Below are 12868 nucleotides of genomic sequence, written 5' to 3'. Positions count from 1 at the left end.
GGGTTTGAGGCCTGAGCTCCGTCAGCTGTGCGCTGACGGAGCTCAGGGCGTTGGTCTTTTAGGGGATGAGGCGGGGTTCGCCGACTTCTGCCGAGCTGGCGGGCAGGCCGTTCGCCTCGAGAATTTTGACGAGTTCGCCGGAGGTGCGCTTTTCCTCGATGGTTGCGTCCAGTGCCTTGCCCAGGTCGGCATTGTCCTTGGTGTAGGGGAACCCCGTCTGGGCGGGCTCGACGGTCGCCTGGACCTGCGGGTCGGGTTTTACGGTGGTGACCTTGAACTTCGAGCCTTCGGGGAAGTTGTAAAGGGCCGTCCCGTAGGCGTCGACGCCGACGTCGATGCGTCCGGAGTCAAGGTCCTGCTTCAGTTCCACGCTGGAGGGGTAGACCTTCAGTTGGCCGCCGAGCATGGTCCTGAGGTCGTTGACCCACAGGTAGCCGTCGACCGTACCGACGTTCTTGCCTTTAAGATCACCGACGTTGGTGATCCCGTCAGGGGAAATGACGCCGAATTCGTCGAGGTAGATGGGGGCTGTGAGGCTGACGATTTCGCTCCTCGCTGCGGTTCGGTACCAGTCGCCGACAGTGAGATCGATGCGCTTGTTCTGGACCGAGGGGACCGCTGCACTGTACGCCAGCGGAACGGGCTTGAGCTCAAGGCAGTTTTCCGATGCGAATTCCTTAATCAGCTCCACGTCGGCTCCGGCGGGTTTTCCGTCTTTGGTGTAGCTGTAGGGCGGGATTTCTGTGATGCCGACGGTGAGCTTGCCCTTCTCGATGGTTGCGAACTCATGTTGGGGCTTGCAGTCGCTGGCGACCGTTGGTTCTGCGTTCCGGCTGCAGGCAGTGGCGGAGGCGGCCAGACCGATGGCCAGGGCTGCCACTGACAGGTTCCGTGTTGCTTTTTTCATGGGAGTTCCTAAGTGTCGATGCGGGATGAGAGGGGTGTGGGCGGAGGGGCAAGTGTCAGTGGACGTGTGCCAGGTGGCGGGACATCTTCTTTTCCATGCCGCCTACCAGCCAGGACGCAGGGATGGTGATCACGGCATACATGAGCCCTGCCAGGGCAAGGACGCTGAGGTAGTTGAAGGTTGAGGAGCCGATGGAGTAGGCCTGGCTGAGGAGTTCAGGCACGGCGATGGTGAAGCACAGAGATGTTGCCTGGAAGATGATGATGGCGAAGCCCATGAGTGCGGGCAAAGCGATTCTCAAACCTTGGGGAAGGATGACGAAGCGAAGGGTGTCCAGTGGAGAGACGCCGAGTGTCTGGCAGGCTTCGGTTTCACCGGAAGGTACGGCTTGAAGCCCGGCGCGGAGTATTTCGCTGGTGTAGGCGGCGGTGGTCAGGGCCAGGGCTACGCAGGCGGCCACGAAGGAAGACAGTGTGATTCCTGCGCTGGGCAGCCCGAAGTAGAAGAGTTGGAGGACAACCAGGGTAGGTGCTCCGCGGCCGATCTCCACCAGCGCTACCGAGGTAACCCTTACGACCTGGAGCCGGCTGGATGCCATCAGGGCGAGCAGCAGTCCGATGGGCAGCCCGGCGATGAGGCTGATGGCGGTGATCTGCAGGCTCAGGGACAGACCGTCCAGCAGGGTGGGGAACCAGGTGGACCAGTCGGAGAGGAAATTCATCGGGATACCTTTTTCCGGAGGACGGAGTCGACGCGGCGAGCGAGAAGCGCGAGCGGAATGCTCAGGGCCAGGTAAACGAGAGCGGCGATGATATAGACCGTGAGTCCGCCGGCGTTGGATCGGGCGTCCTGCGTTGTCAGGAACACAATTTCAGTCACGCCGATCGTCGAGGCAAGGGATGAATCCTTGATCAGGCTGATTCCATAGGACGTCATCGACGGCACGGAGACCCGGAACGCCTGTGGACCAATGATGCGGCTGAAAGTCGCCCACCGTCCGACGCCCAGGGCGCTTCCTGCCTCCCACTGACCGCTATGCACGGCTGAAATTCCGCCCCGGTAGATCTCGGCCATGTAGGCGGCGGAGACCAGGCCAAGACCGACGATCGCTGCGGTAGTGGCCTCGAACTGGAAGGCACCTATGCTGACACCAAAGTAGATGACGAAAAGCCAGACAACGGCGGGAATGCCGCGCAGGAGGTCAACGAGCGTGCGGCAGATGACCTGGAGGACTATCTGCCGCGACCTAAGCCCCAGGACCAGTGGAACGCCGCCGACGGCGCCGATGAGAAGGGAGGAGAAGGTGATGAGCAGTGTGAGGGGGACGCCTAGGATGACGGCCTGCAAGTGTTCCATGGCTAGCGCCCCACCACAGCGCGCAGGAACAGTTTCGTGCGCGGGTGCTCCGGATCGGACATGATCTTGTGCGGGTCGCCTTGTTCGATGATTGCCCCGTCAGCCATGACCACCAGACGGTCGGATACGTCCCGGGCGAAGGCCATCTCATGGGTGACAACGATCATGGTCATGCCTTCCTTGGCTAGTTCCTTCATGACCGCCAGAACCTCAAGGCCTACTTCCGGGTCCAAGGCGGAGGTAGGTTCATCGAACAGCATGACCTCCGGATCCATCGCCAGCGCACGTGCAATGGCAATGCGCTGCTGCTGGCCGCCGGAGCAGCGGGCGGGGTAGGAATCAGCAAAATCAGCCAGCCCAACCCGGTCCAACAGAGCACGGGATCGCTTGTCGGCCTCGGCTTTACTGCGCTTGAGGACCCGCTGCTGCGCAAAGGACACGTTTTGCAGCACTGACATGTGGGGAAAGAGATTGAAATGCTGGAAGACCATGCCGGCCTTGCGCCGAAGCGCCTCGATCTCCTTTAGCGAAGTACTTTTACCGGCCGCGATGGTCTTTCCGCCGATGGTGATCTCGCCGGCATCGGGATGTTCGAGCATGTTGATGCATCGAAGCAGGGTGCTCTTGCCAGCACCGCTGGGGCCGATCATGGCCGTCACCTCGCCGGCAGCGACATCCAGATCAACAGAACGGAAGACGACTTTGTCCCCGTAGCTCTTCGAAACTCCCCTGAGGCTAACCATCTGCTTCGGCAGGGTGGAAACAGCCATTGAAAACTCCTTAGTCCAGATCCGCCACGGTGTGACGCATATCTCTTGCGGTTCAGCATAGCACCGGATGCGGTGTAATACCTTACTGGTCTCCGAAGACTTTTGTGTGCAATCTGCGGAAAATTCCGCGGGCTGGGCCGGCCCGTGCCGCTCGCCCTCTTGTCGGCGGCGAAGGTCACTCTCCTCCCTGGCTACATTGGGACGTAGTCTGGATTCCACAGGCTGGGACGTAGAAGGGTCCCCTCCTCGCAGCGGGGCAGGGTAAAATCAGGTGTAAAACCCTATTCTCTGGAGGAAACATGGCGACTGCACTGACATGGAATGACAGCGCTGGCGAGGCCGTACGTACCCAGAGCTTCCGGGAGCAGGCCGTGCGCATCATCAGGTCCCAGATTGTTTCCGGGCGATTGGAGCCGGGCTCCCTGCACTCGATAGGAGCTGTCGCCGAGCGGCTTAACGTTTCGATCACTCCGGTACGCGAAGCCCTTCATGACCTCGCGAAGGAGGGCCTTATCGAGATGAAACGCAACCGGGGCTTCCTTGTGCGGCAGCCCACAGGCAAAGAACTCGACGACATCGTCCAGATCCGGTCCATGATCGAGGTCTCCGCGGTACGAGAAATAACAGAAAAGTCCCTGATCACCGATTTTGGCCCTGTACGCCAGCTCTGCCGCAGAACCGATGCCTTTGCAGCAGCGGGCCAATGGGAGGAATTCGTGGACGCTGACCGCGAATTTCACCTCACACTCCTAGGAGCCCTGGGGAACCCGAAGCTTTTGGAACTGGTCGGATCCCTGCGGGACCAGAGCAGACTCCTTGGGCTTGGCCGCCTGGCGGGAAGTGACCTGTTCCTGAAATCCACGAAGGAGCACGAACTACTCCTCAATGCCATGGAAGCCGGGGACGCCGAAGGAGCCGCGGACATTATGAGCAGCCACATGCGCCACGTGCGCGGCATCTGGGCCGGCCAGGACGAAGAACCCGGGCAGGACTAACTCCCCCGCAGGCAGGAGCAGCCAGGTAAATTTTTGCCGAAGCTTCTCGCCGAGGCCAACAGCACTTCATGCCTGCAAGGCCGGGCACTCCTGCAGGTGCGTGCTGTCCACGCCGCCGCGACCGGACACAAGGCCTTTAGCTGCGCCGCGGCTCCCTCGCGACTTCAAAGGTGCCGGCGTCAGGGGACTTCATTAGTCCATGACAGGCCCTGGCTCCGGCTTCCTTCCCCTCGTCCCCTCCAGTGCGAGAGGAGTAAGGCCGTACGCCTTACTCCTGCTTCGGTCTGCCCCCGGTCTTCACTTCGGAGTCCGATGAGGAAGGCAGCCACTCCCCCCTTCATAGACGACTGTTCCGCCCGTTCGCGGCCTCCCCTGCGGCAGATCGCCGATAAGTGCTTCCCACACTTCCCAACTATTGGTACTGGCAAAAACTAGCCGCACCCTCTAGCATGGGGTGTAATACCTCACTGTGAAGGCCAGCTCGTTGTTGGCAAAGCAGTACCAGTCCGCCCAAGCTCTTCACCTTCGTCAGATTGGAGAGGCGGGGCCGGCGAACTCCCAGCGTGGCCGCTTCTGACAGACAGGTGAAAGCTTTGACCACACCGTCCAACCCATCGTGTAAGGCAGCTGTAAGCGGAGGCCGAGGTGAAGGCCGTGCAGCTTAACTTCATTACCGAAGCGGAAGTGCGCAGCCTGGTTGGCCCTGCCGAGGCGACAGCGGCTATCGTGAACGCGTTGGTTGCGGGGCTGGATCCGGCAGCGGATTCTGCCCGCGGAATTGTCCCGCTGACGCAGGGACAGTTCCTGATCATGCCGGCAGAAGCCGCCGGTTATGCCGGCGTTAAGGTGGCCACGGTTGCCCCCAATAATCCGAGCCGGGGCCTGCCCCGCATTCAGGCGCTCTACCTGATCTTTGACGCTCAAACACTGACCCCGGAGGCAGTCCTGGACGGGACGGCACTGACAACTCTCCGTACGCCGGCCGTTTCCATCGCTGGGATCCTCCCGGTACTTAGCAAGCGTTCCAGCCCGTTGCGGCTTGCGGTCTTCGGTGCCGGCCAGCAAGGAGCGGGACACGTCGAGACCCTCACAGAGGTGATGGAGGGCCAACGCGACATCGAAAGTGTCACTTACATTGTCCGCCACCCTGACCGGGTCAGCCTGCCGCCCTTCGCGGGCGGCGACGTCGTCGCCATCGAGTCACCGGCGGCAGCGGCAGCAGTGGCCGCGGCGGATGTGATTGTTTGCGCGACATCTGCCAGTGACCCCTTGTTCGACTCATCCCTGGTACGGGCAGATGCGATCGTTGTCGCAGTGGGTTCCCACGAACCGCACGTCCGTGAGGTGGATGCAGCGTTCTGCGGTCGCGCCCAAGTGATCGTGGAGGACGTGCCCACGGCCCTGCGTGAATCCGGAGACGTCATCATGGCCATCGCCGAGGGAACCCTGGCCGCAGAAGACCTGATCCCCATGAAGGACGCAGTCACCGGGGCAGTGCCTCTGGACCCCGACCGGCCGGTCCTGTTCAAGAGCTCAGGAATGTCCTGGGAAGACCTGGTCATTGCCAAGGCTGTGGTCCAGGCTTCGGCCACAGCCAACGCCGTTGCCCGCTAGGTGACCACTTCCGGAAGCGCCACGCCTGCAGCTTCTTCCCCTTGTTCTTTCCCGGTGACCGAGAAGTCGGACCGGAGTCTTCAGTCGGCCCCGAGCCAACAACCACATTCGAGGAGTACACGCAATGACTAACACAGCTGGGACCAGCGCCACGCTGGTTCAACCCGGAGACCTGGCCGAAGAGGCCGTGACATTGGTCCGGCGGTGGCTGGCTGAGGGAGCGAAAGTTCCCGTCGATGCTGCTGCTGCACAGCTGGCCGGTGTTTTGAAGGACCCTCAGGGCCTGGACTTCACGGTCGGCTTCGTGGACGGCGTTATCCGCCCCGAGGACAAAGCCGTTGCGGCCAAGAACCTTAAGGTCCTGGCCCCGAAAGTCCCCTCGTTCCTGCCCTGGTACATGAAGTCCGCCGTCGCCCTCGGCGGTTCCGTCGCTCCTGTTGTCCCCGGTGTCGTGATCCCGGTTGCCCGCAAGGTCCTGCGTGAGATGGTCAGCCACCTGATCGTGGACGCCACCGAGGACAAGCTCGGCCGCTCCATCGCCAAGATCAAGAAGGACGGCATCAGGCTCAACGTCAACCTGCTTGGTGAAGCCATCCTCGGTGAAGGGGAAGCATCCCGACGGCTTGAAGGAACCAGGAAACTCCTGTCCCGCCCTGACGTTGACTACGTCTCCATCAAGGTCTCCTCCACCGTGGCCCCGCACAACCACTGGGCCTTTGACGAAGCCGTCGGCCACATCGTGGAAAAGCTCGCCCCGCTGTACCAGCTCGCTGCTTCCTCGTCCCCGCGGAAGTTCATCAACCTGGACATGGAGGAATACAAAGACCTCGATCTGACCATCGCGGTCTTCACCCGCCTGCTCGAGATGCCCGAGTTCCGCGACCTGGAAGCCGGCATCGTCCTGCAGGCCTACCTGCCCGATGCCCTCAGCGCCATGATCGGACTCCAGGACTGGGCAGCGGCCCGCACCGCGAACGGGGGCGCGCCGATCAAGGTCCGTGTTGTCAAGGGCGCAAACCTTCCCATGGAACTGGTTGATGCTGACCTGCACGGCTGGCCGCTGGCCACCTGGGGCGCCAAGCAGGACTCCGACACCTCCTACAAAGCCGTCATCAACTACTCCCTGACACCCGAACGAATCCGGAACGTCCGCATTGGTGTTGCCGGGCACAACTTGTTCGACGTTGCCCTCGCCCACCTGCTGGGCAAGGCCCGCGGAATCACCTCCGGCCTCGAGTTCGAAATGCTCCTGGGCATGGCCACGGGACAGGCCGAGGCCGTCAAACGCGACGTCGGGTCATTGCTGCTCTACACCCCTGTCGTGCATCCTAGCGAGTTCGATGTCGCGATCGCCTACCTGATCCGCCGCCTTGAAGAAGGCGCGAGCCAGGAAAACTTCATGTCCGCAGTCTTCGAACTGGACAAAAACGAAGCCCTGTTCGAACGCGAAAAGCAGCGTTTCCTCGCCTCCCTCGCAGCCCTCACCGACAAGGTGCCCGGACCCAACCGCGTCCAGGACCGCACCAGCTTCGACGCCGTTACCGCACTGACTGAGGCGACCTCACGGGCCGGACTCGAAAACGGAGGCAAAGGCTACGGCGGACCCACCGCAAGCTTCGCCAACACTCCCGACACCGATCCGGACCTTCCGGCCAACCGCACGTGGGGCAGGTCAATCCTCAACCAGGTGCCGTTCTCGATTCTGGGTGAAGAAACAGCCAAAACCTCTGAACTGAACAGCCGGGACGAGCTCGAAGCCGTCATCGAAACCGCCCTTACCCGCGGTAAAAGCTGGGGCGCCCTCACCGGCGCCGAACGCGCCACGGTGCTCCACCGTGCAGGAGTCCGGCTGGAAGCACACCGGGCAGACCTCCTTGAAGTCATGGCATCCGAGTGCGGCAAAACCTTGGACCAGGGAGACCCCGAAGTCTCCGAAGCGATCGACTTCGCCCACTACTACGCCGAACTGGCCAAGGAACTGGACACTGTTGACGGGGCCGAGTTCATCCCTTCAAAGCTGACTGTGGTCACTCCCCCGTGGAACTTCCCTGTGGCCATCCCGGCCGGGTCGGTCCTCGCGGCGCTGGCCGCCGGTTCCGCGGTCGTCATCAAGCCCGCCCGCCAAGCGCGCCGCTCCGGTGCCGTAATGGTCGAAGCCCTCTGGGAAGCCTTCGACGAAGCAGGCATCGACCGGGACGTGCTGCAATACGTTCAGGTCGGCAAGCGGGAACTGGGCACCGCGCTGGTGTCCCACCCCAAGGTGGACCGGCTCATCCTCACCGGCGGGTACGAGACCGCGGAACTGTTCCGGTCCTTCCGCAAAGACCTGCCCCTGCTGGCCGAGACCAGCGGCAAGAACGCCATCATCGTCACGCCCAGCGCGGACCTGGACCTCGCGGCCCGTGACGTTGTGCAGTCCGCGTTCGGGCACGCCGGGCAGAAATGCTCTGCGGCCTCGCTGGTCATCCTCGTCGGTTCCGTCGCAACGTCGCGCCGCTTCAACCAGCAACTTATCGACGCTGCCCGCTCCCTGAAAGTCGGGTACCCCGTTGACCCGCAGACCCAGATGGGACCGGTCATCGAATCGGCCAACGGAAAGCTGCTGGGCGGCCTCACCACTCTGGGTCATGGAGAGTCCTGGGTGCTCGAACCGCGCAAGCTCGATGACAGCGGAAAGCTCTGGAGCCCCGGTGTGCGTACCGGAGTCAAACGCGGCAGCGAATACCACAAGACCGAATACTTCGGACCCATCCTGGGCGTCATGACCGCCGAAACCCTCGAAGAAGCGGTCAGCATCGTCAACGACATCGACTACGGACTGACCTCCGGCCTGCACTCCCTGGACCCCCAGGAGCTGAAGTACTGGCTGGACAACGTCCAGGCCGGCAACCTCTACATCAACCGTGGTATCACGGGGGCAATCGTGCGGCGCCAGCCCTTCGGCGGATGGAAGAAGTCAGCAGTCGGCGCCGGTACCAAAGCTGGCGGTCCAAACTACCTTGTCGGCCTCGGTGAGTGGAAGGACGCCCCGATCACGGCAAACCCCTTGGCACAGCTCCCCGCGGCGGCCCGGCAACTCCTGAGCGCAGCTGCTGACATAGCCAGTGCCGGGTCCATCTCGGCCACCGATGTCACATGGCTCGAATCGGCGCTGATCTCTGACGCCGAGGCATGGGAGAAGGAGTTCGGTGCAGCCCGGGACGTCTCAGGGCTCGGGGCAGAACGGAACATCTTCCGTTACCGGCCCCTTCCGGTAACGATCCGCTATGAGGCCGCAACCTCCGGCCACGGACTGGCCGAGTTGCTGCGTGTGGTCTCTGCCGGCCTGACCGCATGGAACGGACACCCCGAACTCAACGCCCTGACGGTCAGCACCCCCGAACCGCTCACCGACGCAGTAGCACGCGTCCTGAGGGACGCCGGAGTCGTCATGGTGGTCGAAAATTCGGCAGCCTGGGCCGCGCGGGTCAAGCGCTACGCAGGTAAGACCGGACCGGAATCAGGCGTGCGCATCCGCCTTATCGGCGCAGCTGCACTGGCGACTGCGGAGGCCGCCAACGGCAAGCCCGACGTCGCCATCTACGCAAACGACGTCGTCGCCGCGAGCCGCGTCGAGCTGCTGACCTTCCTGCAGGAGCAGGCAGTTTCCATCACAGCACACCGGTTCGGCACCCCGAACGACCTCTCCGGCGCCCTGATCTAAAACAAAGCACCAACACGGTCGGGTCCGCCCATCTCGATGGGCAGACCCGACCAACGATTTTCAGTCCCCCAAGGCATTATTGCCACCACCAGGAAGGTACCTCAATGATGCGGATCTACTTTTCAATAATGATTCTGCTGGCGACAACCGGGATGGTCTGTGCTGTCTCCGCCACGTCCACGCTCGGCCTTGGAGCCGGCTTGGTCCTTCTTACCGTAGGTGCAGGCGGGGTTTCTGCCGGAGTCACCACTCGCGACACCAAACAGGCCGCCCGCAGCTAGTCCACAGAAGACCCAGGCCGAATAAGCGATGAAAAAACGTATTCCCCACAACAATCTTCCCGGCAGAAACTCCCAGAAGGCACATGCGGCGAAAACCGGCGAACACTGCCCCCTGACCGGATGGTGGACGCTGACCGCCGGGATCGTAAATAGGCGGTTCATCACAGAAGGGAGCCTTATGCCACCGGAAGAGGTAGCGTCCGTCACTTGGACTTTGGTCGCGCATAAACCTGGCTCCCCTAAACCACGGCACCCCCACCCGGCAGTAGGAGCCTCCCTTGACAGTTACTAGCCCCACCGTCCCTCAAAGCGCCTTTAGGATGCCGCTGCGCGTTCTTAGCGATGCCCCTGACCGCGGAGGACCCCCAACCCTCATCCCCAACGCCGGGGTGCCCAGCAAGGAATTCCCCGCGGCCCCGGAAGGCTGCGACGAGGGCTGCCACTTCTGCGAGGGTCCGGAAACCGACTAGCACCATCCCTTCCCCAACGACCCGCCCCTACACGACTCTGCGTGTCTCTCAATGAGGAAAGAACCGCCATGAAGTCATACCGCTGCGATGACTGGAGCCGCCTTGCCGGCGCGAAGGTCGAAATCCACAAGCTCGGACACCTGGTCCGCGCCGGCGTAGTAGATACAGTCATGCCCGACGCGACCATCCTGTGGCTGGCCGCGGACCAGAACGGAAACCGTGCACTTTTCGAATCAGCAGAAGGATACGAAATATGGGCTGATCCCCATGACGTACCTGACGAGTTCTACTCATCCATGCTCTGCCAACAACCCCCGACCGCGCTGATGTCCGACACCGCCATCAACCTGTGAAAAACAAGAGCCACAACGCCCACAAGGATCCTGAATGAGCTACACCTACAGAAACAAAGGCACCGGCCAGCAGGCAGAGCAGCAGAAACAGAAACTTGTCTTCGGCATCCTCAGCCACCGCAGGGCCATAACCGGCATATTCGCCAGGATCACCACACTCGACGGCCAACGGGACCAGGAGATCGCCCAGGCAATTTGGGACGACGTTGATGTCCCGACTGTGGCATCAACGGCTGGCCTGACGTCCGCCACTGCAAGATCAATCGGGTTCACGCGCTTGAAAGCGGCGCGCTTGACCCTCCTTGGGCTGCAGCCATCTCGGGCCGGAGCATCGACCACTTAAATGCCCTCGCCCCGTACACGCGCAGCACAGAACCATCTCAAAAACAGACACCGGCCCGACACATTTAAACCCGCCTTGACCAAGCCACGCAAAAACCTAGGAGACGAGAAAAAACAGTGACAACGAAGTCAGCTTCCCTTCAAACCCCCCACCTCATCCCTCCAGCCCCGGGATCCCCCGCGCCGACGGGCCAACCGGACAGAACAGTGAGGCCTGATTCCGGGGAGGATCCGGGGGCGCAGCTGACCAAGTCTGCCGGGCACATTATTGTCGATTCGCTGGTCGCCCACGGGGTCAAGCGCACCTATGTGGTTCCCGGGGAAAGTTTTCTCGACGTCCTGGACGGCCTGCACGACTCACCCATTGACACGATCGTCTGCAGGCATGAAGGCGGGGCCACCTATATGGCCGAAGCCGACGGCAAGATGAAACAGCTCCCGGGAGTTGCGATGGTGACCCGGGGCCCCGGTGCAGCCAACGCCCACGTTGGCCTTCACACCGCCTGGCAGGACTCCACTCCCCTCGTCCTCTTCGTAGGCCTCATCCCGTTCGCCCATCGGGACCGGGAAGCCTTTCAGGAATTCGATATCAAGGCCTGGTTCGACACCGGAGCCAAGCGCGTGATGGTGCTCGACCACGCCGAACGCGCCTCCGAAATCGTCGCTGAAGCAATGTTCTCAGCCATGAACGGCCGGCCCGGGCCTGTCGTCGTCGGTCTTCCCGAAGACGTGATCCGCGAGCACATCAATCCCGAACTGCATCCGGTCATCCCCGTGGCAACAGGCGGAATGACAACCGTGGATTCTGCCGCAGTCGCCGAAGCACTGATGAAGTCAAAGAAACCGTTGTTCGTCACCGGCGGGAACGACTGGACCCAGGAAGGCGCGGACCAGCTCACGGAATGGCTGGAAAGGCATCACATCCCCGCAGCCGCGGAGTGGCGGACCCAAGGCACGGTCCCCTTCGACTCCCCTTCGTACGTTGGCCCCATCGGGTACGGCCGCCCCCGCCCCACCTATGACCTCCTGGAAGAAACAGACCTCCTGATTTTCGTCGGCACCGTACCGGGCGATGTCATCACTGACGGGTTCGTCTGCAGGCAGGACTGGACCAAGCAGAACTTCCTGGTCAGTATCGACCCCTCCCTGCGGGGCCGCTCCGGCCCCGTCTCCTGGCAGATCCTGGCAAAACCCGACGTCTTCGTCCGCGACCTCATCACCATCGAGCTGCCAGTAAAAGAGGAATGGAAGGCCTGGACTTCCCGCATGCGGGATGAGCAAGCAAGCTTTTCCGCGCTGCCGCCGGCGAGCCAGGGCAGCGGACCGGCCCGCATGAATACCCTCATGGCCAACCTCGTCCCGACACTTCCGGACGATGCCATGGTCACCTTTGGTGCCGGCGAACACACCAACTGGGCCCACAGATACTTCCCCACCCGCCGCTACGCCTCCATGATCAGCGCACGCAATGGATCCATGGGATATTCCATACCATCGGCGATCGCCGCGTCGCTTGACTCACCAGGACGACGGGTGGTGACCATCGCCGGCGACGGGGAATTCCTCATGAACGGGCAGGAACTCGCCACCGCCGCCCAATACGGTGCCACACCCCTGGTGGTCATCATGGACAACCAGGAATACGGCACCATCCGCACCCACCAGGAACGCCACTACCCGGAACGCGTCTCCGGAACCCAGCTGAAGAACCCGGACTTCGCTCTCATGGCCCAAGCCTTCGGCGGCTTCGGCATCAGAGTCGAAAACGATGAGAATGTCCCCCAAGCACTCGAGGCAGCCCTGAGAGCCATCGATGAGGACAAAGTCTTCGCACTCATCCACCTCATCGTCGAACAACGCGTCAAAGCGTACTAACCCTGCCAATTTCACCAGCCGAAGGCAAACAATTTTTGGGCCCGGCACCACTTAGCACTGGAAGAGATAAATGACACTTACTGCAACAACAGCCTCCTCCCGGGAGACCGAGCTCCTCGCCAACGTTCCCGCTGGCCTGCTTATCAACGATGAGTGGCGCAATGCCGCTTCCGGCAAGACCTTCGACGTCGAAGACCCGGCC

General features: G+C 62.1%; 11 protein-coding genes. 7 read left to right on the top strand and 4 right to left on the bottom strand.

What is annotated here, in order from left to right; translation table 11 throughout:
• Positions 1-58: 58 nt before the first annotated feature.
• The 4 genes from FDW84_RS17015 to FDW84_RS17000 are packed head-to-tail and all read right to left on the bottom strand — an operon-like array spanning position 59 to position 3033.
• Positions 59-907: a substrate-binding periplasmic protein gene (locus FDW84_RS17015; RefSeq protein WP_138610687.1), complete on the bottom strand. Its 849-nt coding sequence runs from the start codon at positions 905-907 to the stop codon at positions 59-61.
• Positions 908-962: 55 nt separating this feature from the next.
• A complete protein-coding gene (locus FDW84_RS17010; RefSeq protein ID WP_138610686.1) occupies positions 963-1628 on the bottom strand; it encodes an amino acid ABC transporter permease in 666 nt (221 codons plus the stop codon).
• Positions 1625-2263 carry an amino acid ABC transporter permease gene (locus FDW84_RS17005; RefSeq protein WP_138610685.1) on the bottom strand — a complete coding sequence of 213 codons (639 nt, stop codon included), beginning with the start codon at positions 2261-2263 and terminating at the stop codon, positions 1625-1627. Before FDW84_RS17005 ends, FDW84_RS17010 begins: the two co-directional genes overlap by 4 nt.
• A 2-nt stretch (positions 2264-2265) precedes the next feature.
• Positions 2266-3033 (bottom strand): amino acid ABC transporter ATP-binding protein, encoded by a 768-nt coding sequence (locus FDW84_RS17000; RefSeq protein WP_305775694.1) that lies wholly within the window; start codon positions 3031-3033, stop codon positions 2266-2268.
• Positions 3034-3332: 299 nt separating this feature from the next.
• Between FDW84_RS17000 and FDW84_RS16995 the strand changes: the two genes are divergently transcribed.
• The 7 genes from FDW84_RS16995 (at position 3333) to FDW84_RS16965 (ending at position 12666) form a co-directional block, all read left to right on the top strand.
• On the top strand, positions 3333-4028 hold the full coding sequence (locus tag FDW84_RS16995; protein WP_138610684.1) for a GntR family transcriptional regulator: 696 nt from the start codon (positions 3333-3335) through the stop codon (positions 4026-4028).
• Between the two features lie 654 nt (positions 4029-4682).
• A complete protein-coding gene (locus tag FDW84_RS16990) occupies positions 4683-5642 on the top strand; it encodes an ornithine cyclodeaminase family protein (RefSeq protein WP_138610683.1) in 960 nt (319 codons plus the stop codon).
• Between the two features lie 124 nt (positions 5643-5766).
• Complete coding sequence (locus tag FDW84_RS16985) at positions 5767-9345, top strand: proline dehydrogenase family protein (protein ID WP_138610682.1); 3579 nt, start codon at positions 5767-5769, stop codon at positions 9343-9345.
• A gap of 559 nt (positions 9346-9904) precedes the next feature.
• A complete protein-coding gene (locus tag FDW84_RS16980; RefSeq protein ID WP_138610681.1) occupies positions 9905-10096 on the top strand; it encodes a hypothetical protein in 192 nt (63 codons plus the stop codon).
• A 68-nt stretch (positions 10097-10164) separates the two neighbouring features.
• Positions 10165-10449: a hypothetical protein gene (locus FDW84_RS16975; protein ID WP_138610680.1), complete on the top strand. Its 285-nt coding sequence runs from the start codon at positions 10165-10167 to the stop codon at positions 10447-10449.
• A gap of 34 nt (positions 10450-10483) precedes the next feature.
• On the top strand, positions 10484-10792 hold the full coding sequence (locus FDW84_RS16970) for a hypothetical protein (RefSeq protein ID WP_138610679.1): 309 nt from the start codon (positions 10484-10486) through the stop codon (positions 10790-10792).
• A 206-nt stretch (positions 10793-10998) separates the two neighbouring features.
• Positions 10999-12666, top strand: a complete 1668-nt coding sequence (locus FDW84_RS16965; RefSeq protein WP_138610678.1) for a thiamine pyrophosphate-dependent enzyme — start codon at positions 10999-11001, stop codon at positions 12664-12666.
• Positions 12667-12868: the final 202 nt, after the last annotated feature.

It is taken from the genome of Pseudarthrobacter sp. NamE5 (assembly GCF_005796225.1).
Classification (GTDB): Bacteria; Actinomycetota; Actinomycetes; order Actinomycetales; family Micrococcaceae; genus Arthrobacter.
The sequence above is the reverse complement of the archived record's forward strand: the minus strand, read 5'-3'. Positions and strand labels throughout refer to the sequence as shown.

What these genes read in the sequence shown, in the direction of transcription:
- FDW84_RS17015 (WP_138610687.1), bottom strand. Translation starts at nt 907, where the DNA reads ATGAAAAAAGCAACACGGAACCTGTCAGTGGCAGCCCTGGCCATCGGT.
- FDW84_RS17010 (WP_138610686.1), bottom strand. Translation starts at nt 1,628, where the DNA reads ATGAATTTCCTCTCCGACTGGTCCACCTGGTTCCCCACCCTGCTGGAC.
- FDW84_RS17005 (WP_138610685.1), bottom strand. Translation starts at nt 2,263, where the DNA reads ATGGAACACTTGCAGGCCGTCATCCTAGGCGTCCCCCTCACACTGCTC.
- FDW84_RS17000 (WP_305775694.1), bottom strand. Translation starts at nt 3,033, where the DNA reads ATGGCTGTTTCCACCCTGCCGAAGCAGATGGTTAGCCTCAGGGGAGTT.
- FDW84_RS16995 (WP_138610684.1), top strand. Translation starts at nt 3,333, where the DNA reads ATGGCGACTGCACTGACATGGAATGACAGCGCTGGCGAGGCCGTACGT.
- FDW84_RS16985 (WP_138610682.1), top strand. Translation starts at nt 5,767, where the DNA reads ATGACTAACACAGCTGGGACCAGCGCCACGCTGGTTCAACCCGGAGAC.
- FDW84_RS16975 (WP_138610680.1), top strand. Translation starts at nt 10,165, where the DNA reads ATGAAGTCATACCGCTGCGATGACTGGAGCCGCCTTGCCGGCGCGAAG.
- FDW84_RS16970 (WP_138610679.1), top strand. Translation starts at nt 10,484, where the DNA reads ATGAGCTACACCTACAGAAACAAAGGCACCGGCCAGCAGGCAGAGCAG.